This window comes from Streptomyces sp. NBC_01410, from assembly GCF_045040195.1.
Lineage (GTDB): Bacteria > Actinomycetota > Actinomycetes > Streptomycetales > Streptomycetaceae > Streptomyces.
Genome location: NZ_CP109530.1, coordinates 4,999,596 through 5,021,091, shown reverse-complemented (window position 1 = coordinate 5,021,091; position 21,496 = coordinate 4,999,596). Strand labels below are relative to the sequence as shown.

The window sequence follows — 21,496 nt, the reverse complement described above, 5'->3', positions numbered from 1 at the left end:
GGGCGGGGCAGGCGGGACCGGTCAGGCGAAGTGGCGGTCGAGACGCCAGCGCGGGCGAGGCCGGTCGGTCTGGTCGATGACGACCTTGGGCGGCAGCGGCAGGTCGTGGAAGGGCGACTCGTTCGAGTCCATCTGGTATCCGGCGGTGTTGGGATAGACCAGCAGGTCACCGGTGCGCGGCCGCCGGGAGAAGCCGACCTTGCGCCAGGTGATCATGTCGGATTCGAGGCAGGTGGCGGCCCCGACGCTGGCCGGGTAGGTGCCGACGGGTCCGGTGGTGTCCTGCGGCAGGAGGCGGGGGTCGGGCAGGAATTCGCTGTTGAACCACTGCTCGGACAGGCTCAGGCTGGTGCCGTCGACGGTCAGGAGCTGGTATCCCTCCCGGTCCTTGACGCCCTGAACGCTGAAGACGGTCGCCCCGGCCTGGTCGAGGAGAGCGCGGCCCGGCTCGAGCAGCAGCTCCACACCGGCGTCTTTCACCATCTCGGCGAGCGACTGGTGGCTTCCTTCGGGTGTGGCTGCCAGCAGTGAGGACAGGGCGGCGGGCCCGGCCTCCGGAGAGTGATAGGGGTAGAAGTCACTCGTCTGGAATGTCTTGCCCGCGTGGTAGTAGCGGCTGTGGTGCTCGGCGAGGAAGGTGTGCCAGCTGCTCGCGTCGGTGTAGCTGATGGGCAGGCCGCCGCCGATACTGATCCGGCTGGCTTCCAGGCCGTGGATGCGGGCCTTGAGGCAGCGCTCGACGAGACGGCCGACGAGGTCGGCGCGGGGCTGGAGAGCGTAGCCGGACAGGTGGAAGCTGAAGCCTTCCATGCGCAGTGCCTCGCCCGCCTGGACACACCGGTCCATGGCGGTCGCCAGTTCGTTCTCGTTCATCCCGAAGCGGCTGTGCGGCTGCTCGGGGGGAAGGCAGCGCAGCAGGACACGCGCCGGGCGCACGCGACCGGTCAGTGCGATGGTGATCAGCGTGTCGAGTTCGTCGAGGGCGTCGACCGCGATGAGCGCACCGTGCTGGACCGCCAGGCGGAGCAGGGAGGCGTCCTTCGCCGGGCCGGTGACGACGACATGTTCGCCGCGGACACCGTGACCGAGGGCTTCCCGCAGTTCACCGGCGGAGGCGACATCCACGCCGGCGCCGCCCGCCGCCGCCCGTTCGACGAACACAGCTGCCTTGTTGGCCTTCTTGGCGAAGTACACGAAGCCGTCCACTCCTGCGGCCGCCAGCGCGTCCTGCATGGCGCGCAGGTTGGCGTCGAAAGCGTCGGGGAGCAGGAAGTGGAACGGGCCGCCGAAGGCATGGGCGAGTTCAGGCAGCAGCCCGCTGTCCAGCACCTGCTCCGTTGCCGGGTCGGCGAGGGCGGGGAGCGCAGGCCAGCGGCCGGGGCTCACTGCCACAGCGGCACCTCGGTGCCCAGGCCCTGGGCGATGGCCAGCTGGGCGAAGTGATGTCCGAGAGCGATGTCGGTGACGACGAGGCCGCTGTTGTAGGCGAAGATCCGCTCAGTACTGCTGAGGCGGCCCGCGGTGGTTCCCGCGAGTACGGGCGGGAACTCCGAGTCGACGGCGGGCAGTTTGCCGTCGGCGTCGGCCATGTCGGTGCCGGTGACGTTCATCTGCGCCTCGCTGGTCGCGATGACACGGTCCGCCCGGTGCAGGGTCGACGGCGCGAGTCCGTGACCCACCAGGACGGACAGCGCGCCGGGCTTCAGCCACTCGGCTTCAACCGCGGCCGGGGTGTGGGCGCCGGCGGTCGCGACGATGACATCGGCGTCCGCGGCGGCGGCCCGCACGTCGGTGACGATCTCGATGTCCCGGTCGGGGAAGTGGACTTTCAGCTGCTCGCGGACGGCGGCGATGCCGTCGGCGTGGGTGCCGAACACCATCAGCCGGTCAAGGCCTGGCAGGGTAGTCAGCAGGAACGGCAGAGCGAGGCGGCCTTGGGTGCCGGTTCCGATGACCAGTGCCGAGCGGGCGCCGGGGGCCGCACATTCGCGGGCCAGCAAGGCGGACACGGCGGGCGTTCGCAAGGAGCCGATGCGGGAGCAGTCCATCATCGCGACCGGGAGCCCGGTGGTGTCGTCGTAGATCGTCAACGCGGTGTAGTAGTGCTGTTCCTCGCGACCCTTGTCCAGGCCGTGCTTGTACGAGGTTTTGATCGCCACAACGTTGCGGGAGCCGTCCCGGCCGAGCATCGCGTAGGAGACGGAGTGACCGTCCTGCGGCTTGACGGTCAGCTTCCGGGGGTTGTCGGACTGGCCGGCGTGCAGGGTGCGGTAGGCACCCTCCACGGTGGCGACCACGTCCGCGAGGGATATGTCGATCCCGGCGAGGTCGGTGGTCGACAGGACCCGCAGGCTCTTGGGGTCGCCGGATATGGCGGTGCCGTCGGCGGCGGCCGAAGTGTCCGTCATGGTGATGCTTCCTCCAGTGCGGGGCGGGTGTTCAGCTCGCATGTGCTTCGAGGGCGGCCTGACCGAACCCGTGCTCGGCGGATTCGGCCGCGGGGCGTGTGCGCCGCCCGGGGACGCGTACGGAGGCACGCTTGAGCCAGCGGTCGGTTCCGTCGTACCGGGCCTGGAACGGCACTCGGCCGTGGACGACCATGTCGTTGTCGACGACGAGGATTTCGCCGGGGCTGAGGCTGACGGCCACCGACACCCGCGCGAGTTCGTCCGACAGCCTTCCGTACGCGCTCCGGTAGGCCTCGTCCGCGTCGTCCAGCGGCGTGTACGCCGGGTCGAAGCGCAGCGTCATGCCGTCCTCGGCGGCGTACAGCGCCGGTACCGCGGGCGCAGCCTCGTCCGTGTAGCCCTGAGCAGCTTCGTAGGCGTCGTCGGGCAGGATCGGCACCACCGGCTTCCTCAGCGTTTCGGTGTCCGCGTCGGTGAGGCGGGTCTTGCGGATGCTGGCCGCGGTGGTGGCGATGTTGTCGGGGTTGCGCATGCAGCCGAGCATCAGCAGATGGGCGCGGCCGGGGTGGAAGGCGTCCTCGGTGTGAGGGCTCAGCAGCACGCTGCTGGATGCGCCGGTCTGCTCCGTCTCATGTCCCGGGGAGGGGACGATGTTGTGGACGAAGCGGCCGTCCTGCTGGCCGTCCCAGGCGATGGGATTGCCCATCACGGTGGCGAGAAGCAGCAGGACGATGTCATACACCGCGCCGCTGTCGCCGGCGGTGGCCCAGCTGGACGGGGTCGGGCCGGCCTCCTCGTCGTCGACGTCCAGGCCGCGCAGGACGAACAGTCCGTCAGCGGTGTCCACGGGGCGGCATTCGTCGCGCAAGGGCCGGCTCAACCCACTGGCGACTTCCCGGACACGGACCAGAAGTTGCGGACTGGTGGCAGAGGTTCCGAACTCGGCGAGCAGTTTCTCCGCAGCCTGGCGGAGTTCGCCCACCGTGTGGGCATCGAGCGTGCGGACAGGTGCGGCTGCCGTGCTCATGGCGAAGAAATCCGTTTCAGTCGGATGGCAGGGGGGCATGCCGGTTCACTGGCGCAGTTCACTCACGACGAAGGCAAGGCTCCGTAACTGACATGATTCGACGGCTGGTTGGGGGCCGGCCGTGGCCGCGCGGACCCGGCGAACGGCCCGAACAGTAGCAGGGAACTTAGGTAAGGCAAACCTTAGCCACAAACCCCGGGGGCAAATTCGGACATGTGATCCATCGCGGGCGACAGGTTGCGGCTACGCACGTCGTTAGGGTAGGCAAACCTAAGCACCCCCCAGTTTGCCAGCGGATCGAGGGACGTACGTGGACATCAACAGGCGCCAAATACTGCTGGCCGGCGGAGCGATAGGCGCGACCGCACTGCTCGCCGCCTGCTCCTCGGGGTCGGGAAACACCGACGCCGCACCGGCCGGTGGCGGCAAGCCCAAGAGCGGCGGCACGCTCCGCGTCGGAGCACTCGGCCGCGCGAGCGCCATCACTCGCGACCCGCACGGCACCCAGGCCAATGAGAGCGACTACCTCATCCTCGCCCTCATCCACGACACCCTCACGATCCCCGGCGCCAACCCCAACACCAAGCCCCGGCTGGCAGCTTCGTGGGAGCCGTCAGCCGATCTGAAGACCTGGAAGTTCAAGATCGCCAAGGGGGCGGCCTTCCACGACGGCAGCCCGGTGACGGCCGCGGACGTCGTCTGGTCGCTGAAGCGCCTGCGCAACACCCCTTCGGGTGCCGCGCGGCTGCCGGGCATCAAGCCTGAGAACATCCGCGCCGAGGGAACCGACACCGTCGTCCTGGTCTCCGACTACGCCAACGCCGAACTGCCCCTCCTCACCCGCCTGACGACGTTCGTCCTCAAGAAGGACACCGCCGACAAGGCCGTCGAGAAGGCGCCGGGCACCGGCCCGTTCAAGCTGGACTGGTACCGCGGCGGCAACGCCCGCCTGGTGAAGAACGACAAGTGGTACGGCGGTGCCGTACACCTCGACGCCATCGAGGTCACCATGTTCGAAACCCCGCAGGCCATGGCCAACGCCCTCCTCGCCGGCCAGATCGACGTCGCCTCCAACGCCGGCGCGGTCGCCGCCCGCACCGCCGAAAGCCGCAAGGACATTCAGGTCCTGCGTCGCCCCAACGACATGGCGATGCCGATCGTGATGCGCACCGCGAGCGGACCGTTCGCCGACGTACGCGTGCGCGAGGCCATGCGCCTGGTCGTCGACCGCGACGCGATGGTCAAGCAGGTCCTGTCCGGATACGGCACGGTCGCCAACGACATCATGGGCACCGGGGACCCTCACCTGGCCAAGGACATCCCCCAGCGCAAGAAGGACCTGGCAAAGGCCAAGTCCCTCCTCGCGGAAGCCAAGTTCGACCTGTCCAAGACCTACGACCTCGTCACCACCGAGGACATCCCCGGCCTGGCCGAGTCCGCGACGCTCTTCGCGAACCAGGCCCGCGAGGCGGGCATCAAGATCAAGGTCGTCAAGCAGGAGTCCGGCACCTTCTGGGACAAGACCTGGAAGAACGGCGACTTCTACACGACGTACTGGGGCACCAACGACTCGGTCGTCTTCTTCGCCTCGAAGACCATGGTCAGTGAGGCGGGACAGAACGAAGCCGGCTGGGCGGACAAGGAGTTCGACGCCTCCTACCTGAAGGTCATCGGCACGGCCGACGAAACGGCTCGCGCTGCCGCGCTGACGGAACTCCAGCAGATCGAGTTCGCCAAGTCCGGCTACCTGCTGTGGGGCATGGCCGACGGCATCGACCTGGCGGCGTCCAAGGTCCAGAACCTGCCCAAGCTCGCCGGCTACGGCCGGGTCCAGCTCGAGGACGTGTGGCTTCGTTGAGCCCCACGGCCAGCACCGACACGGTGGCCGCCCCCGCTCCGGCAGGGGCGGCCACCGCGTCGCGTCGCGCCACCGCGCTCGCCGGCCGGGCAGCCGCGGCAGTCGCTCGCCGTGCGCTGATGCTCGTGGTGCTCCTCGCCGTGGTCTTCGCCGCCGTCGAAGTGCTGCCCGGAGACGCGGCATCGGCATCGTCCGAGCGCGGTGACAGCGCGGCCGACGTGGCCGCCCGACGTCAACTGCTGGGTCTTGACCGGCCGCTGTGGGAGCGCTTCTGGAACTGGATGACCGCACTGCCCACCGGTGACCTCGGCACGTCGGCCCGCGGCCAGGACGTCACCGAACTGCTGGCCGACCCCCTCCCCAACACCTTGCTGCTCGGGGGGAGTGCGTTCGTGGTCACCGTCGTCCTGTCCCTGGCTCTCGGCTGCTGGGCCGCCGCCCGTCCCGGACGGCTCGTCGACCGGATCGTCGGACACACGGCCACCGCGGCATTCGCCGTACCCGAGTTCGTCATTTCCGTCCTGCTGCTGCTCGTGCTGTCGCTGTGGACAGGCTGGCTGCCCGCCGTCACCGTCACCGGCGCCGACGGCTCCCCGGCGACCTGGACGATGCTGATCATGCCGGTCCTCGCCCTGGTCATCCCGCAGACCGGTTGGAACACACGGATTGTGCGCGGAGCCCTTGCCGACCAGGCCGCAACGCCCCACGTCGAAGCCGCCTTTCTGGACGGCCTGCCAACCCGCCAGGTGCTGCTGCGTCATGCCCTGCCCGGGGCCGTACCGACCATCGCCACCGGCATCGCCACGTCGACCGGCATGCTCCTGGGAGGCGCCGTGGTGGTGGAAACCCTCTTCAACTACCCCGGCATCGGCAGTGTCCTGTCCGGTGCCGTCTCCGGCCGCGACACCCCGCTCGTCGCCGGCGTCGTCATATGTGCCGGCGCCGTCATCAGCCTCATTCTGCTGGCGGCGGACCTCATCCGCGCCCGCGCCCTGGGAGCCCGCGCATGAGCGCCACCACTGCCGCCCGCAAGCGGCGGACCGCCTCCGCCCGAGCCAAGGCCCTGCCTCGCATCGCCCCCGGTGTCCTGCTCGTCCTCCTGGCCCTGTGCGGCCCCTTCCTCTCTCCTCACACCATCGACACCCCCGTCACCGGCCCCTACATGACACCGGGCAACGGCGCTCCCCTGGGCGGCGACCAGCTGGGCCGCGATGTCCTGAGCCGCCTGTTGCACGGCGGCACCGCCCTGATCGGCGGCGCCTTCCTCGTCGCAGTCGTCGTCACCCTGGTGGCAACACTTCTGGGATGCATCGCCGTACTGCGTCCCGCCGTCGGCCGGGCCGTCGAGCGGACCGCCGACGTCGCGATCCTCCTCCCGCCCATCCTCGGCATCATGCTCATCGCCCTGGCCTGGCCCGGCGGCGGACGCTGGGCGGTCATCTGCGCGGCGATCGTCCTCGGCATCCCGTACGCCGTGCGGATCGTCGCCAGTGCCGCGGCCCCCCTCGCCGCTTCCGGCTACGTCGAAGCAGCCCAGGCTCGCGGCGAGAGCCTCGCCTACATCGCGCTGCGCGAGCTGCTGCCCAATCTCCGCGCCACCGTCCTGGCCCTGTTCGGCCTGCGGTTCGTCGAAGCCACCTACGTCATCTCGATGGCCGGCTTCCTCCAGATCGGCCCGCAGCCGCCGGACCCCGACTGGTCCCTGATGGTCCGCGAGAACGCCCCCGGCATCCTCCTCAACCCCTGGGCCGTCGTGGCTCCGAGCCTCGCCATCGCCCTCCTCGCGATCACCGTCAACCTCGCCTCCACGGCCCTGGCGCCCCCCTTCGTCCGCAGGACGGTGACCACCTCATGAGCGACACCGCACATCACGACACACAAGCCGTCCCGGCCGACCAGACCCCGCGGAAGGACGCGTCGTCGCCCGTCGCCACGGTCACCGATCTCAAGATCGCCGTCCAGGATGGGCCCGTCCTGCTCCCGACCGTCTCCGCCGCCTTCCACGCAGGCCGTGTCACCGCACTCACCGGCGCCTCCGGATCCGGCAAGACGACCCTGCTTCGCGCCTTGATCGGCCACATCCCGCCCGGGGCCGCCATCTCCGGTGGAACGCTCGATGTCCTGGGCCACCACACCCCGACGCTCTCCCCCAAGGAGCTGCGGAATCTGCGCCGCTCACGCATCGCCTACGTCGGGCAGGATCCCGGATCGGCTCTCAATCCACGGATGAAGGTCCGTCAGCTCGTGGCCGAAGTGGCCCACGACCGCAGCGAAGCAACCATCCTGGGGCTCCTGCGCGAATGCCGGCTCCCCGTCGACGACGGACTCCCCGAGCGACGCCCCACCGCCCTCTCCGGGGGGCAGCAACGCCGCGTCGCCATTGCCCGCGCGCTCGCGCGCACGCCCGATGTTCTGCTGCTGGACGAACCCACCGCAGGGCTGGACGCAGCCCTGCGCGACGAGATCGCCACTTTGCTGCGTGACCTGGCAGCCGGCCGGGGCCTCGCCGTCGTCATGGCCACCCACGACGCTGATCTTGTCCGGTCCTACGCCGACGACGTCATCCAGCTGGCCACCCCGGCATTCCGCAGCCTTCCCGCCCAGAAAGCCCCAACCCCCGCAAGCCGCCCGATCCCGGCTACGCGCGAGACCGAGCGGAACGGGCTCGCGGCACGCTCCGTCAGCGTCGCGTTCCGTCACCGCGGCGGCCGCCACCTGGCCCTCGACGCCGTCGACTTCACCGCCCCCGCCGGGTCCGCCACCGGCATCGTCGGCCCCTCAGGTTCGGGTAAGACCACACTCCTGCGGGTCCTCGCCGGACTGCACCCCCCGGACACCGGCGAGCTCACGCTCGACGGACGGTCACTGGGGCACAGAGCACGTCGGCGCACACGGGAGGACCAGCGCCGCATCCAGTTCGTCCCACAGAACCCGCTGGCAGCCCTCAACCCCTCACACACGATCGCAGCAGCCCTGACCAGGCCCCTGCGCCTGCACGCCGGCCTTTCCCGGGCCGCCATACCCGGCCGGATCACCGAGTTGCTCAAGCAGGTTGAACTTCCGGGCGACTTCGCCGGGCGCTACCCGGCAGAGCTCTCCGGCGGTCAGCGTCAGCGCGTCTCCATTGCCCGCGCTCTGGCCGCCGCTCCTGACGTCCTGCTCTGCGACGAGATCACATCCGCCCTCGACCCGGCCACCGCCACTGCGGTCATGGACCTTCTCACCCGGCTGCGGACCGAGCACGCCATGACGATCGCGATGGTCTCCCACGAACTCCACCTGATCGCCGACTACACAGACACCGTGCACATCCTGGACGCCGGCCAGATACGGGAGCACGGCTCCACCACAACCCTGATGCCTGGACAATCACGGGGCCCGGAGGGCCGGTGAGGCACGTAGTGAGCACGGCAGCGCCACCAGAAGTGCTCACGGACAGCCCGTTATGGGACTGCAAATCGTTCGGTGCAACTCCCGATCATGCCCCGGCCAAGGGGAGGCCCTAGCAGTAACCCGCGTGCAGAAAGCCGCGCCGGCCCGGTGTCCCCAGGTCCAGCGGGATGGTGACATGGCTGGGCAAGGCGGTGAAGGGGGCGCTCGGCAGGATGAACTCGCGGCCCGTGTACCGCTCCCGCACGCTCTGCCGGTCGGCGGGCCGACACACGAACGGATTGGCGTACGTGTTGTACCCCAGCCCCACACCGGTGTTGAGGAACCCGGCGTCCTGGCACTGGAACAGCGCGCCCCGCAGCGCCGAGGCGTCCCGGTGGCCCCGGTAGCGCGTCTGGAAGTTCGCGAAGCACGTCCGGGAGTCACCGCCGTCGTACGGGGACGGGCCGGCAGCCGCCAGCGCGCCGAGGAAGGAGCGGTCGCAGCCGATCTCCGCCGAGGGAGCCTCACCCGCGAGCAGTGCGTCGCGGCGGCAGCCGGTGACCTCCTCGAACGCCCCGACGACGTCCTCGCCCCGGTCCAGCTGTGAGTACGCGACAACCAGGTCGCGCTGGGCCGCGAGCGGGTACGCCCCCGTCGTACCGAACTCCTCGTCGAGCAGCCGGAACCAGGTCTCGAAGGCCGGCACCTGCGCACGGACGCCGGACGGCAGCGTGTAGACCTCCAGATCGGTCGGCGTCGACCAGTCGTCCAGTCCCGGGTAGCCGACGTAGGACAGGACCCCGATGCCGACCTTGGCCGGCTGGTCGCCGTACCGCGCGCGCAGCTTCAGGTACTGCTCCAGGTTGGTGCTGGAGCCGGCCCATGCATAGCGAAAGCCGCTCGGGTAGAGGGAGGTCTGGCCCCGGGTGTACGCGGTCCCGAAGAGGGACGGCGCCACGCACCGGACCTCGCGTGCCTCCCACGCGGCCCGGTACGCGACCGGTGTGGAGACGCAGCCGGCGGCGGCGACACTCGCGCCGTCCCGGGAGAGCGGGAACGCGCTCGGTGCGCCCGCCAGCAGGAGCAGTCCCGCCACGAGGGCGGCCAGCGATCGGGCGCGCGATCCGAGGAATCGTTGTCGGTGATTCATAGGGCCAAGTCTCGAAACGGGCTCGCGGCCCCGCCAGCCCACTGCTCTACTCGGCCCAGCGGGGCCATTCCCCCGGTCCGTCGCACGGGCGGAGGAAAGCGGCCGGGCGGCGGCCGGACAACCGCCGCGCCGGACCTCTACGTGGCGTCCCGACGGTGAGGAGACGCGCAAGCGGGTGTTCGGCGTCATAGGTCGGCTACTACCAGAATCTGGGCCAAACGCACGTCCGCCAGCGCACTTCAAGCGCGCTCAGTCGACCAGGTCCCGCTGCCCCCAACGAGCCCCGGACTGCTACCAGTCCGGGGCCCTCGTTCACGTGACGTGCTGGACCTCAGCCCTTCACGCAGATGACCTGCTTCAGCTTGGCCACCACCTCGACCAGGTCCCGCTGCTGCTCCATCACCTTCTCGATCGGCTTGTACGCACCCGGGATCTCATCCACGACGCCGGAGTCCTTACGGCACTCCACACCCCGCGTCTGCTCCTCCAGATCCTTCGTCGAGAACCGCCGCTTCGCAGCGTTCCGGCTCATTTTCCGACCCGCCCCATGCGAGGCCGAGTTGAAGGACGCGGGGTTTCCCAGGCCCTTCACGATGTACGAGCCGGTCCCCATCGAGCCCGGGATGATCCCGAAGTCGCCGCTCCCCGCCCGGATCGCGCCCTTACGCGTGACCAGCAGGTCCATGCCCTCGTACCGCTCCTCCGCCACGTAGTTGTGGTGACTACAACTGACCGGCCCCTCCAGGCGAGTTCGCGGCCGCGTACTCGGCCGCCACGTTGAAGACACCGCCGCAGTTACTTGCCCCTCACGCCAGGAGTCGCGAGTCCGCCAGTTTCCGCAGGTCCCCGACTGCCTCCGAGCACGTTAGGAGGACGTCATCCTCGCCGTGGTCCTGCAGCGCACAGTCCGCGCGCTTCTCGATCTCCTTCTTGTTCCGGGCTCGGCAGCGTGAGCGGCCGAGCCGCCGGATAAGGGACAGTCCGTCCACAACACCCCTGCCGATGAGGCGACTTCAAGCCACGTGGAGAGAAACAACCGTCCGGATTGCGCCTTATCGCATGATGCGAGGCGCAACCACTCTCAGATCTTCCTCAAATCGAACAAATTTGCTGCACCTTGCGCTCAGTGTTCATATGATTGCTCGGCGAGCTTGCATCAATCACAAGGGCAGCTCTGCGGCTCATACGCCACAGAGCTCGCGCGCATCGGAGGGGATCGTGACAAGTATGCGTAAGGCAACGGCTGTCGCCGCGGGGGGCGTTGTGCTCCTGGGCCTGGGTGTGCTCCCGGCTCATGCCGAGGGCCACCGCTCCACCTACATATCCGTGTGGGAGCGAGGCCATGAGTCCAACCGCTGGTATGACAGAAACAGTGACAGCATTAGGACGGCTGTTTCCTTGACCACCTGCCATACGGACGCCATCTTCAGCTCGGCCACTCTGAAGCTCTCCAAGGAAGTCGACTTTGCGCCGGACGAGAACCGTGGGTCCCGGACCAACTACTGCAACGCCACCTCGAACTGGGGTGACGAATCCGCCGGCACCTACTACTTCACGCTGACCGGGTTCAACGGTGGCTCACGTCTGAGTGTCAACAGTGTCGGTATCAACTGGTAGTTAGGGGTAGCGCAGGGGCTCGGCCGTCACCGGCTGCCGGGCCCCTGCTGCCCGTACGTGGTCATGGACCGAACTGTGCCCGCAGATGCCGCGGCAGAATGAGTTTGCACATATGTCACTGCATTTCAGCCGAATCGCTTTCCGCTACAACCGGAGCGCGTCGGTGTTCACTGGCCTGGACCTGACGATCGATAACCCCACGACAGTCCTGCTGGGGCCGAATGGCGCGGGCAAGTCGACCCTGATGGCTCTGGCGGCGACCCATCTACGTCCTGAGCACGGGCAAGTCACCTGGAAGGACCAGAGTCCCGTAAGCCGCCGAGGCAAGGCTGACTATGTCCGGGCTGTGGCCTGGTTGCCCCAGGAGATTGTGGCGATACCTGGACTGACGGTCCGTGAGCAGGTTGCCTATTCAGGGTGGCTGAAGGGGATGTCTCGCTCATCTGCGTGGCAGGCGTCGGCCGACGCGCTGACGCGGGTGAACCTCGGGGATCTCGCCGACCGGCGCAGCCACCAACTGTCCGGAGGGCAGAAGCGGCGGATGGGCCTGGCCGGTGCCCTCACGCATCAGAGTGAACTGATCCTCATGGACGAGCCGACCGCCGGCCTGGATCCCACACAGCGACGCGTGTTCAGGGGCCTTTTGGAAGAGCTCAGTGCGGATGTGAATGTCGTGGTCTCCACCCACCAAACGGAAGACCTGGCCGACTCATACTCCCAAGTGGTCGTCCTGGACCGTGGAATGGTGTGCTTCCAGGGAAGCACTGAAGATTTCCACGCCTTGGCCGGTCATGGCCTGGTCGGGTCCCGTGAGCAAGCCGAGGCCGCCTATGCCCACCTGGTTCACGGGGAGGCGTGAGCATGCTGCTTCGTACCCTCATGCGATCTTCCGCGGCAACCTACGTCGTGCCGTTCCTCGTTGTGTTCGTACTGGTCGCGCTTGGTAACGACCTCACGGCCTGGACCACCGATCACTACTGGCCTTCGGCCACTGCGAACTCAACCTACGCTCAGCCGTTCATCTTCACTACCTGTGCGGCCCTGGGAGCTTGGGAAGGTGCCCGCCTGACACGGGGTCGCGTGTTCAAGCAAGCCAGCGCGCGCAGTGCGCTGGGGATCACTGCCCCGATCCTGGCACCAGTGGTCGCCGGTGGCGTCATCGCCGCGCTCGTTGCCCTGTTCCTGTCGGTCGGCTCGGCCGATCTTGGCCTCGGTATGCCGGATGTCCGAGTACTGGGCGTCGAACTTCTGCTACTGATCGCCAACACGCTCGTCGGCCACTGCATCGGCCGACGCTGGCCCGCAGTCATCTCCGTACCCGTCGTCCTCGTCGGAGCGTTCATCTGCAACGCCTATCCGGTGGCCTGGAGCGTCCTGTGGGTGCGGCATCTCGTCGGCGCGGGGTTGCGCAACTGCTGCGCCGTCGACCAGATCATGGACCCCCGAGCACTGTGGAGCGCGGCCGCCTTCGCCGTTAGCCTCGCCCTCGCCTGCGCCGTCCTAATCAATTACCGAACGTCACGCCAAGCCGTGATTGTGGCGCTGGCGTTGGTGATGGCCGGGGCAGGCACAGCAGCGTCCGCCGCGTACGGGCTGAACGCCGATCCTGTGATCGCTCGCCCCACCGCGGGCCTGATCTGTCGAGGCCAGGGCGGCGTAGATGTGTGCCTGTGGCCAGAGGTGCGCGACGCTGACATGATCCGCAGCGAAACCGGCAAGGTCATCAAAGCTCTCGCCACAGCCGGAGTTCCCACACCCGCAGGCTTCACCATGGCCGCCAGCCCGGCGCCGGGCGAAGCCAAACTCGGAGTCCTGCCCAACGCCCAGGCCCAGGACATCCCCGTCGGGGTGGTCTCAGGCATGATGCCCTCGCCGCCAGCCTGCGCGTCCACGGGCCCCTACCCCGCCGGTGCCGCTCGCGCCCCTGTGGCCGCCTGGCTGTTGCTCACCGCAGGATCTTCTGCCGAAACTGTCACCCAGCAGACAGGTCCCATGGCAGCGGCCGTGGCACAGAAGGTCAGGCAGTTGCCCCAAGCCACTCAGTTGACGTGGTATCAGGTCAATACACGAGCCATGACAACCTGCACTACGAAGCCCCAACTCGTGCCCGTCGGGGGGACCCCGTGACCTGGTGGCTCAAGGCCCGCGCGGCGGCGGCCTTCTTCGCCACCGCCCTCATCACCGCCTGCGGCGGTCTCCTGTTCGGGGAAACCGACCTGCCGATCCCCGTACTAACGGGGCAGTCGGGAAGCTTCCTAGTGGGGCACCTGATCACGGTGCTGCCAGCGGCCATGCTGATGTATGGCCTCAGCCGTACCGACACACGCATGGAAAGCGTCGCAGTCCGCCCGATTCCACTATGGAACACCGCCTTGGGAATGTCGGCCGCCACGCTCACCGTGCTCGCGGCCTTGCTGCTCTACCTTGTCTCCTACAAGGAGATCGCGGTCGTCATGGGTCGCAACACAGCGGGTTACATCGGATTCGCCATGCTGGTGTCAGCCTTTCTCGGACCGCGAATCGCCGCAGTCATCACCGCGGCCGTGCCGTTGATCTGCGCGGCCACCGGCTGGACAGCGGCAGGGCAGCCCGAACCGTGGGCTTGGATCCTGCAGCCCGCTCGGTCGTCCTCCGCCGTCATCGCCGCAATGCTCGTGCTGGTGGCGGGAGCGGCCGCCACCTCAGGGCGGCGCGCGCCGATCGAGATCAAGCGCTGAATCGCACCGATTCCCAGGAGCTCCATGCACTGCCCCACTCCGCCCGTCTGGGCTTTGGCAGGGCAGCGTTAAACGAGGGGAATGATGGGCCGGAACCGATGGCACCCGGCGTGAACTACGGGGGTCTCGATGATCTGCGGTGGCCGCCCGCATACCCGCAATAGCGCAGATTGAAGCAGGCCCCAAACTGACAAACAGTCCGGGGCCTGTCGTTCCGGTGGAGCACCGGACTTCAGCCCTTGACGCAGATGACCTGCTTGAGCTTCGCGACCACCTGCACCAGGTCCCGCTGCTGCTCCATCACCTTCTCGATCGGCTTGTACGCACCAGGAATCAGGCATCACTCAGCTGCGACCAGTCCGTCATGCCGCGATTCAAGCAGGGGGCCACGCTCGTGATCGAGGAGCTTTCCGCTGTTCGGATCGGCGGCTACGCCTCCTCTTCCACGACCGTGTCCCAGGCCGGCAGGGAAACGCCGTAACCGGTCGTGATCTCAAGTACCTCGCAGCCCAAGAGCCGGACGGCAGCGAAGAGGCGCTGCCGAACCTGTTCCATGTCCTCGGGGGGAAAGCCGACGCGAATCTGGTGGGGGCGGTCCGTGTCGTAGGTGAGCAGCCAGTCGGAGTTGACGGTCGCGAAGTGGTCCTGACCCATCTCGTCGTGTTCTGACCGCCACGAGCCCCGGTCCACGGTGGGAGCCAGGGCTTCGCGGAGGATCCGCAGCCGCTCGCGATAGGTGAGGGTGCCTTTGGACAGGCGGATGCAACGGTGGATACGGGGCCGGAAGGCGTTGAACCACGGCGCCAGGTCCGCTTCCATGTCTCCGAGCAGCCGGGAAGTGACGCGTCCGCCGGCCCAGCCTTCGATGAACTCGGCCGCGCCCATGGCAAAGGTCTCGTAGTCGCCGTCCCGGTCCCACACCACGACGGGCCAGCCCTGCGGGTCCCCGGCGGTCAGCCAGCACAGCCGGTCGGCGTCCATGGTGGTGCCCCAGATCAGCAGTCCGCCCCGTGCTGGGTGCAACGGATACGGGTAGCGTCCTCTGTCCCTGTCGGGCGCCCCCGACAGGCGTCCGCTCTGCCACTCGACGCCGTTGTGTTCGTTCGTGCCGAACGGCGTCCGCAGGTAGAGGAAGTCGCAGAACTCGCCCCACCCGTATGTCTCGACCAGCCGTTTGTAGTCCTCGGGCAGCCGCACACTGAGCGTGCTCTCGGCGACGGTCCAGTCGCCACGGGCATCAATGGGCCGGGCCGGCGGCGCTACGAACCGCGCCAGGCTGTCGTGTCCTATCACGGCGCATCGCACCGCACGAGCGCCCTGGCGACAGGCTCGCCAGTAGGCCGTGCGTACGCCACCCGCTCGCGCGCCTCGCGTAGCGTGCGGGGCCGGTATCCAGGTCCGCCGCAGCAACTCTTGTGGAAGGCCACGCCTGCGTTCAGCAGGACCGAGAGCGTCCGCCAGGCCGCGATGTCCCGCCGCCTGGGCGCGGCGAAGGCCGATCCCGCGTGGATCAACGGCTGGGCGCAGCGCGGGCAGATCCGCTGCCGGTCGCTGTCGTAGGACTGCTTGTACGAGGCCCGACAGGGCAGGCAGACGTACGAGGTCTTCGCGTGGGCGGCCATGCCATCAGCGTAGGCATCACCCCACGATGGATTCGACAGAGTTTCAGGGCCGGAAAGAGTGATTTCACAAGTCACTGGCGCGCCCGTCACCTGCTCGATCGGCTTGTACGCACCCGGGATCTCATTTAGGGGCCGTGCGTTGCCCCCGGCAGGTCGACTCAGTTGTCGAACCAGACGACGAGTCGAACATTGTCGTCGCCGTGCTGCGAAGCGAGCGATTCCATCACGGTCCAGACCGGCTTCCACTCACCGTCCTCGCGCACAGCGTCCCGCCGACGGAGCGTCTCGGACCTGTAGAGCGTGTCGCCGATGAGCCATTCCCTTCCGTCGGGCCACGTCGGTGGCGGGTCGGAAGGTCGCTGCGGCAGGTTGAGCGCCTGCGCGAACCTCGCGTCCCAGGACGCCTTCCCTACGAGCTTGAGCCCGTCCGAGGTCTGCCGGTACTGGTGGATACGGCTGTCCGGCAGTTCCGCCGGCTCATCCCAGTCGACCGCCTTCAGCTCGGTCCAGGTGATCCAGGTAGTGCCGAATGCCTGATCGGGCCATTGGGCGAGACCATCCAGTTCGGTACGAACCGTCTCCGACGCATCGACGGGTCGGCCGCGCTCGCCAGCCGACGGTCGGAAGTTGGCGTAGTTACGCATCCCGAACAGGCAACCGAACGCGTCATAGTTACGGGTGATGTTGAGGAAGAACAGGTCGATGACGGCGCGCCAAACCGCGTCTTCCTCTTCCTCATGGAGGTGCCACGCTCGGCACTCGATGAACCCATTGATATCGGTACCCACGCGAAAACTCCCTGCCGGACGGTCAGTTCAGCGAGGAGGGACCGCAGACGTCGCACAGTGTGCGGAGTCCGCGGCCCCTCGACGGTAAGCGCCCTCAGCCCTTCACGCAGATGACCTGCTTGAGCTTCGCGACCACCTGCACAAGGTCCCGCTGCTGCTCCATCACCTTCTCGATCGGCTTGTACGCACCCGGGATCTCATCCACAACGCCCGAGTCCTTACGGCACTCCACACCCCACGTCTGCTCCTCCAGGTCTTTCGTCGAGAACCGCCGCTTCGCAGCATTCCGGCTCATCTTCCGACCCGCCCCGTGCGAAGCCGAATTGAACGACGCCGGGTTACCCAGACCACGCACGATGTACGAGCCAGTACCCATCGAACCCGGGATGATCCCCCACTCCCCCGAGCCCGCACTGATCGCACCCTTACGCGTGACCAGCAGATCCATCCCCTCGTACCGCTCTTCACTGACATAGTTGTGATGGCAGCTGATCACACCAGGGCGGTACTCGACGGTCCTCATCTGACCTTCGGCATCCTCCTGCTGACTACAACTGACCTGCTCTGATGGACGAGTTCGCGACGGCCACGCGCCGCGCAGAACGCGACGCCGGAGGTGTAGGGGGTTCCCTCATGCTTCGGCCGGTCCGACACGGAACGCTGATCAAGGCAATTGGCTGCCGTGGCGGCGAACCGAACAGAAGGACACCCATGAGACGTCTCTCCGTAATCCGCAACGCAGGGCGCGCAGTGCTCGCGTCGGGAATCGTCGCGGCGCTGCTATCGGGCGGCGTCGCGCATGCCACGGATGCCGAACCGAAGCCGGCCGGCACGGCACCGATCAGCAACTCCGCCAGCGGGCCGTCGATCTCCGCCGACGGCCGCTACGTGGCTTTCACTTCGCTGGCAAGGGATCTGGTGGCTGGCGACACCAACCGAGCGGACGACGTGTTCGTCCGCGACCGGCAGACCGGCGTCATCACCAGGGTCAGCGTCGACTCCGCGGGCAACCAGGCCAACAACGTGAGCCGGAATCCGTCGATCTCCGCCGACGGCCGCTACGTCGCGTTCGAGTCCTTCGCGACGAACCTGGTGGCCGGTGACACCAACCGCTACCGCGACATTTTCGTGCACGACCTGCAGACCGGTGAGACGACCAGGGTCAGCGTCGGCAGGCACGGCGAGCAGAGCGACAGTGAGAGTTTCGATCCGTCGATCTCCGCCGACGGCCGGTTCGTCGCGTTCGACTCTCCCGCGTCGAACCTGGTGTTCGGCGACACCAACGACATCCACGACGTCTTCGTGCGGGACCGGCAGACCGGTGAGACCACCAGGGTCAGCGTCGATTCGAACGGTCGCCAGGGCGACGACATCAGCCAACTGCCGTCGATTTCGGCAGACGGGCGCTACGTCGCTTTCTCCTCCGGGGCGAAGACACTGTCCCTGTTCCCCGACAACAACCACGCGGACGACGTGTTCGTGCACGATCGGCTGACCGGGTACACCGACCGGATCAGCGTCGGTCCCGACGGCAACGAAGGCAATTCCGCCAGTCGCACGGCGACCATCTCGGCCGACGGCCGCTACGTCGCGTTCGAATCCACGGCGTCGAATCTGGTGGCGGGCGACACCGGCGGTCGGAACGACACCGACATCTTCCTGTACGACCGGGTTACCCGGACGACGACGCAGGTGAACCTTGGCCCCAATGGCCTGAGCGACAGCGGAACCCCCGGCCAGGAGCGGACGACACTCTCCGCCGACGGCCGCTACATCGCGTTCGTGTCCGGCGAGGACAAGCTAGTGACCGGCGACACCAACTCAAGCTGGGACGTGTACGTGCGAGACCGGGTGACCGCCACCACGACCAGGGTCAGCGTCGCCAATGACGGCTCTCAGAGCGATGGGTACAGCTACAGCCCCTCGATTTCGGCCGACGGCCACCACGTCGCTTTCACGACCAGCGCGACGAACCTGGGCGGTGACGGCACCAGCCGGAAGTTCAACCTGTACGTACGCGGCCTCGGCAACTGAGTTGTTGGCTGCCGTGGCGTCCTCAATCACGCGCCGAGGCGGCCCACACGCCGGCCAGAGCAGCACGACCGGAGACGCCGACCTTCGCGTAGGCCCGGCCCAGGTGGACTTCGACGGTCTTGGGACTCAGATGCAGCCGGAGGCCGATGTCCCGGTTGGTCAGGCCGTCCGAGACCAGGTTGACGATCTCGACCTCACGGGCGGTCAAGTCGAACCGCTCGGCGCCGCTTTCGGGCCGGGGGCCGCGCGCGTTCAGGCGCCGCTCCTCGCGCGCGACCTGAGGCAGGAACAGTTGCGCGTCACACCGGGTGAACAACGCACGGGCGGACACGAGGTGCGCACGGGCCTGGTCGATCGCCCCGCTGCCGCCGAACGCCGTCGCGGCGAGCAAGTGCGCCCGCCCGGCCTCCACAGCCGCCCCGATCCGGCCGAACGTGCCGGCAGCGGCGACAGCGAGCGGTGCGGCTGCCGCCGGATCCGTTGGCAGCGTGGCGATCGCGCGGGCTTGCTGTGCCATGGCGGTGCGCAGCGGAAGCTCGAGCTGGCCGGCAGCGTCCTCCGCTCGGTCGGCCCATGCTGCGGCCGCGGCAACCCGGCCGGCCGCGACCTCCGCCTCCGTGAGCATCAGGTACACCAATGGCCTGGTGCGGAGGCCCACCGCGGGCAGCTCGGTCCCACCGCCACTGGTGAGCAGCAGCTCGATGCAAGCGTGCGGATCACCCGAGTGCAACATCGCCTGCGCCAGCATCGCCTCGGCCTGGCCACTGCGCCAGGAACTCATGGCCGTCGCCTGGTCGTCGACGACGATGGCCTCCTTACCCAGGCGGATCGCCTCGGCCAGGTCGCCGCGCCAGGTGGTGATCCAGCACCCGAAGGTCAACGCCATGACGCGCAGCTCCTCGCTGCCTGTCAGTTCCGCCGACTCCAGGCTGTCGTCGAAGCAGGTCGTCGCCGCCGCCAGCTCGCCGAGGTAGGCATGCACCATGCCGCGGATCGCGGTCAGCAGCGCGATCTTGTGGGACTGCCTGCTCGCGCGAGCCAGTTGCAGGCCACGGCTCATGTGCCGGCTCGCCGCCATGAGCCGATCGGCGGAGACTTCCGACCAGCTCAGCCAGAACGCCGCATCGATGTCGCGGACCAGGTCGCTGTCGGGCAGCGCGTCCAGGAGTGCGGCCGCCTCGTCCAGCCGGTCCGCCCGCCGGTCGATGAGCGTTGCAGCCGACAACGCCGTCGCCAGCAGCATCGGATCCCCGACTTCCCGCGCGGCGGCGATCGCCTCGGCCACCCGGTCCTGTGCGTGCTCGCGCTCGACACTTTCACCGGCAACGAGCGCGACGAGCAGGACGGCCGCCGAGTGGGCGTCAACACCTTCGACGCGTTTCCACTCGCTGTGCAGCATCGCCCTGGCCTCGGTGTAGCGCCCGAGAATCTGCTCCACCGTCGCACAGGCCCGCGCTGTCTGTGCCCGGATCTGGGTGAGTTCGGCAGGCAGGAGCCGCAGCACCTCGTGCATGGTTTCCCTGGCCTGCCGCAGGTCGCCCGTGGCGCCGAGTACGTGCGCCAGCCGGCCGAGCAGGATCAGGCGCTGCGGCGTGGCCGACTCCGAGTCGGGGAGCAACCGGATGGCCGCCCGCAGGAAGTGCCCGGCGGTCGCCGGCGTGGTGTGCATCGTCGCCTCGGCGGCCTCGGTGAGCGCCGCGACCGCCTCGAGGTCACCGCGGACGGCGGATCGCTCCACGTGCCGGGCGAACTCGGCCGGCGGCGCGCCCCGGCTCCGGAGTGCCGACGCGGCCCGGCCGTGTGCCTGAAGCCGCCAGCCAGGACCGGCGTCCTGGTAGGCGACGCTGCGCACCAGCGGATGCCGGTACCGGAACCGGCCGGTCGCGCCGTCCAGCCGCACCAGGTCACGGTCGGCGAGCCGGTCGAGCGCGGCGAGAACGGACCCGGCGTCTATTGCCGCCGTTTCGGCGAGCGAATCAGCCTCGAAGTCGTCACCCACGACCGCGGCGGCGTGTGCGACGACCCGCTCTTGCGGGGTCAGCGCGGCCAACTCGGCGGCGAGCACCGCGTGGACCGCCACCGGGATCGCCCCGTCGGGGTGGAGCGCCGTATCACCGACGGCGATACCCCGCTCACCAGCCCGCACCAGGGCTTCCAGGTAGAACGGGTTTCCGCCACTGGCCTGGTAAAGCTCTTCCCGCCGGGAACGGCCCAGACCTTCCGGCATGAGGTGGCCGGCATCGGCTTGGCTCAGCGGCGCGAGTTCCAGCAGCTCGGCCCCTCCGTCGGTCGCGGCGCGGGACAGCGCGTGCCACAGCCGCAGCGACGTCTGCCGGGGCCTGCCCGCCAATGCCAAGACCAGCCGCGCCTGGGGCGGGTGGCGCAAAAGGTGGTCGAGCAGCTCGACCGAACCCTCGTCCGCCCAGTGCAGATCGTCGAAGACGAGCACCAGCCCGGACGGCTCGGCGACCAGTTCCAGCAACGCCCGAACCGCGCGGTGCAGCCGGTACCGCTCCGCGTCGACCAGGTCGGCGGGGCCGGCGGCGGGAATCGCCCGGAACACGGTCGCGAGAAGTGCGAGCTGCTGTTGCCCGAGGGCGGCGAGACGCTCCGGGCCCAGCTCGGCGAGCTGGTCGTCGAGCGCGTTGACGAACACACCGAACGGGATGTGGGACTCGAACTCCGCCGCGCGTGCGCTGCGGACCGTCCATCCTGCTGTATTCGCGAGCTTCCCCAGCTCCCTCAGCAGCCGGCTCTTGCCGATCCCCGGTTCACCGGTGACCGCGACGCACCCGGTGCCGCCTTCGCCCGCCAGCACCGCGCGCAGGATCGCGACTTCTCGCGCCCGGCCGGGAAATCCGCCGACGAGTTCCCCTCTCACCTCGGCTGTCATGCTGGCGTCG

General features: G+C 68.5%; 18 protein-coding genes and 2 pseudogenes. 9 read left to right on the top strand and 11 right to left on the bottom strand.

What is annotated here, in order from left to right:
• Positions 1-21: 21 nt before the first annotated feature.
• The 3 genes from OG741_RS23120 to OG741_RS23110 are packed head-to-tail and all read right to left on the bottom strand — an operon-like array spanning position 22 to position 3,435.
• A complete protein-coding gene (locus OG741_RS23120) occupies positions 22-1,392 on the bottom strand; it encodes a Y4yA family PLP-dependent enzyme (RefSeq protein ID WP_405600796.1) in 1,371 nt (456 codons plus the stop codon).
• On the bottom strand, positions 1,383-2,408 hold the full coding sequence (locus OG741_RS23115; RefSeq protein WP_405600795.1) for an ornithine cyclodeaminase family protein: 1,026 nt from the start codon (positions 2,406-2,408) through the stop codon (positions 1,383-1,385). The genes OG741_RS23120 and OG741_RS23115 overlap by 10 nt, the downstream gene beginning before the upstream one ends.
• A 31-nt stretch (positions 2,409-2,439) precedes the next feature.
• Positions 2,440-3,435 carry a TauD/TfdA family dioxygenase gene (locus OG741_RS23110; RefSeq protein WP_405600793.1) on the bottom strand — a complete coding sequence of 332 codons (996 nt, stop codon included), beginning with the start codon at positions 3,433-3,435 and terminating at the stop codon, positions 2,440-2,442.
• 310 nt (positions 3,436-3,745) lie between these two features.
• On the opposite strand from OG741_RS23110, the gene OG741_RS23105 reads away from it, so the two are divergent.
• From OG741_RS23105 to OG741_RS23090, 4 genes are read left to right on the top strand one after another with little or no spacing between them, the layout of a single operon-like run.
• Positions 3,746-5,293, top strand: coding sequence for an ABC transporter substrate-binding protein (locus tag OG741_RS23105; protein WP_405600790.1), 1,548 nt, complete (start codon positions 3,746-3,748; stop codon positions 5,291-5,293).
• The gene (locus tag OG741_RS23100; protein ID WP_405600789.1) at positions 5,281-6,303 is read left to right on the top strand and encodes an ABC transporter permease; all 1,023 of its coding nucleotides are present in this window, start codon (positions 5,281-5,283) and stop codon (positions 6,301-6,303) included. The genes OG741_RS23105 and OG741_RS23100 overlap by 13 nt, the downstream gene beginning before the upstream one ends.
• Entirely contained in the window at positions 6,300-7,148 is an 849-nt protein-coding gene (locus OG741_RS23095) for an ABC transporter permease (RefSeq protein ID WP_405600786.1), read from the top strand. The genes OG741_RS23100 and OG741_RS23095 overlap by 4 nt, the downstream gene beginning before the upstream one ends.
• A complete protein-coding gene (locus tag OG741_RS23090) occupies positions 7,145-8,686 on the top strand; it encodes an ABC transporter ATP-binding protein (RefSeq protein ID WP_405600784.1) in 1,542 nt (513 codons plus the stop codon). The genes OG741_RS23095 and OG741_RS23090 overlap by 4 nt, the downstream gene beginning before the upstream one ends.
• A 109-nt stretch (positions 8,687-8,795) precedes the next feature.
• Here the strand turns inward: OG741_RS23090 and OG741_RS23085 are convergent, their stop codons facing one another.
• The gene (locus OG741_RS23085) at positions 8,796-9,815 is read right to left on the bottom strand and encodes a hypothetical protein (protein ID WP_405600782.1); all 1,020 of its coding nucleotides are present in this window, start codon (positions 9,813-9,815) and stop codon (positions 8,796-8,798) included.
• 331 nt (positions 9,816-10,146) lie between these two features.
• Positions 10,147-10,602, bottom strand: a complete 456-nt coding sequence (locus OG741_RS23080) for an RtcB family protein (RefSeq protein ID WP_405600779.1) — start codon at positions 10,600-10,602, stop codon at positions 10,147-10,149.
• 440 nt (positions 10,603-11,042) lie between these two features.
• On the opposite strand from OG741_RS23080, the gene OG741_RS23075 reads away from it, so the two are divergent.
• The 4 genes from OG741_RS23075 (at position 11,043) to OG741_RS23060 (ending at position 14,149) form a co-directional block, all read left to right on the top strand.
• Positions 11,043-11,432, top strand: coding sequence for a hypothetical protein (locus OG741_RS23075; protein WP_405600776.1), 390 nt, complete (start codon positions 11,043-11,045; stop codon positions 11,430-11,432).
• A 112-nt stretch (positions 11,433-11,544) separates the two neighbouring features.
• Positions 11,545-12,291 (top strand): ATP-binding cassette domain-containing protein, encoded by a 747-nt coding sequence (locus tag OG741_RS23070; RefSeq protein WP_405600773.1) that lies wholly within the window; start codon positions 11,545-11,547, stop codon positions 12,289-12,291.
• 2 nt (positions 12,292-12,293) lie between these two features.
• Positions 12,294-13,559, top strand: a complete 1,266-nt coding sequence (locus OG741_RS23065; RefSeq protein ID WP_405600770.1) for a hypothetical protein — start codon at positions 12,294-12,296, stop codon at positions 13,557-13,559.
• Positions 13,556-14,149 carry a hypothetical protein gene (locus OG741_RS23060; RefSeq protein WP_405600768.1) on the top strand — a complete coding sequence of 198 codons (594 nt, stop codon included), beginning with the start codon at positions 13,556-13,558 and terminating at the stop codon, positions 14,147-14,149. The genes OG741_RS23065 and OG741_RS23060 overlap by 4 nt, the downstream gene beginning before the upstream one ends.
• Before the next feature lie 232 nt (positions 14,150-14,381).
• Here OG741_RS23060 and OG741_RS23055 read toward each other — a convergent pair.
• The 5 genes and pseudogenes from OG741_RS23055 to OG741_RS23035 form a co-directional block, all read right to left on the bottom strand.
• Positions 14,382-14,483, bottom strand: a pseudogene (locus OG741_RS23055) (RtcB family protein); the annotation flags it as partial.
• A gap of 95 nt (positions 14,484-14,578) precedes the next feature.
• Positions 14,579-15,442 (bottom strand): SMI1/KNR4 family protein, encoded by an 864-nt coding sequence (locus OG741_RS23050; RefSeq protein WP_405600765.1) that lies wholly within the window; start codon positions 15,440-15,442, stop codon positions 14,579-14,581.
• On the bottom strand, positions 15,439-15,771 hold the full coding sequence (locus OG741_RS23045; RefSeq protein WP_405600762.1) for a deoxyxylulose-5-phosphate synthase: 333 nt from the start codon (positions 15,769-15,771) through the stop codon (positions 15,439-15,441). Before OG741_RS23045 ends, OG741_RS23050 begins: the two co-directional genes overlap by 4 nt.
• 158 nt (positions 15,772-15,929) lie before the next feature.
• Positions 15,930-16,559, bottom strand: a complete 630-nt coding sequence (locus OG741_RS23040) for a hypothetical protein (RefSeq protein ID WP_405600761.1) — start codon at positions 16,557-16,559, stop codon at positions 15,930-15,932.
• A 94-nt stretch (positions 16,560-16,653) separates the two neighbouring features.
• Positions 16,654-17,073 (bottom strand): annotated as a pseudogene (locus OG741_RS23035) (RtcB family protein); the annotation flags it as partial.
• A 53-nt stretch (positions 17,074-17,126) separates the two neighbouring features.
• On the opposite strand from OG741_RS23035, the gene OG741_RS23030 reads away from it, so the two are divergent.
• Positions 17,127-18,593, top strand: coding sequence for a TolB family protein (locus OG741_RS23030; protein ID WP_405600759.1), 1,467 nt, complete (start codon positions 17,127-17,129; stop codon positions 18,591-18,593).
• A 22-nt stretch (positions 18,594-18,615) separates the two neighbouring features.
• Here the strand turns inward: OG741_RS23030 and OG741_RS23025 are convergent, their stop codons facing one another.
• Entirely contained in the window at positions 18,616-21,486 is a 2,871-nt protein-coding gene (locus OG741_RS23025) for an AAA family ATPase (RefSeq protein ID WP_405600756.1), read from the bottom strand.
• Positions 21,487-21,496 lie beyond the last annotated feature (10 nt).

What these genes read in the sequence shown, in the direction of transcription:
- OG741_RS23115 (WP_405600795.1), bottom strand. Translation starts at nt 2,408, where the DNA reads ATGACGGACACTTCGGCCGCCGCCGACGGCACCGCCATATCCGGCGAC.
- OG741_RS23025 (WP_405600756.1), bottom strand. Translation starts at nt 21,486, where the DNA reads ATGACAGCCGAGGTGAGAGGGGAACTCGTCGGCGGATTTCCCGGCCGG.
- OG741_RS23075 (WP_405600776.1), top strand. Translation starts at nt 11,043, where the DNA reads ATGCGTAAGGCAACGGCTGTCGCCGCGGGGGGCGTTGTGCTCCTGGGC.
- OG741_RS23085 (WP_405600782.1), bottom strand. Translation starts at nt 9,815, where the DNA reads ATGAATCACCGACAACGATTCCTCGGATCGCGCGCCCGATCGCTGGCC.
- OG741_RS23090 (WP_405600784.1), top strand. Translation starts at nt 7,145, where the DNA reads ATGAGCGACACCGCACATCACGACACACAAGCCGTCCCGGCCGACCAG.
- OG741_RS23065 (WP_405600770.1), top strand. Translation starts at nt 12,294, where the DNA reads ATGCTGCTTCGTACCCTCATGCGATCTTCCGCGGCAACCTACGTCGTG.
- OG741_RS23030 (WP_405600759.1), top strand. Translation starts at nt 17,127, where the DNA reads ATGGACGAGTTCGCGACGGCCACGCGCCGCGCAGAACGCGACGCCGGA.
- OG741_RS23095 (WP_405600786.1), top strand. Translation starts at nt 6,300, where the DNA reads ATGAGCGCCACCACTGCCGCCCGCAAGCGGCGGACCGCCTCCGCCCGA.
- OG741_RS23110 (WP_405600793.1), bottom strand. Translation starts at nt 3,435, where the DNA reads ATGAGCACGGCAGCCGCACCTGTCCGCACGCTCGATGCCCACACGGTG.
- OG741_RS23070 (WP_405600773.1), top strand. Translation starts at nt 11,545, where the DNA reads ATGTCACTGCATTTCAGCCGAATCGCTTTCCGCTACAACCGGAGCGCG.
- OG741_RS23045 (WP_405600762.1), bottom strand. Translation starts at nt 15,771, where the DNA reads ATGGCCGCCCACGCGAAGACCTCGTACGTCTGCCTGCCCTGTCGGGCC.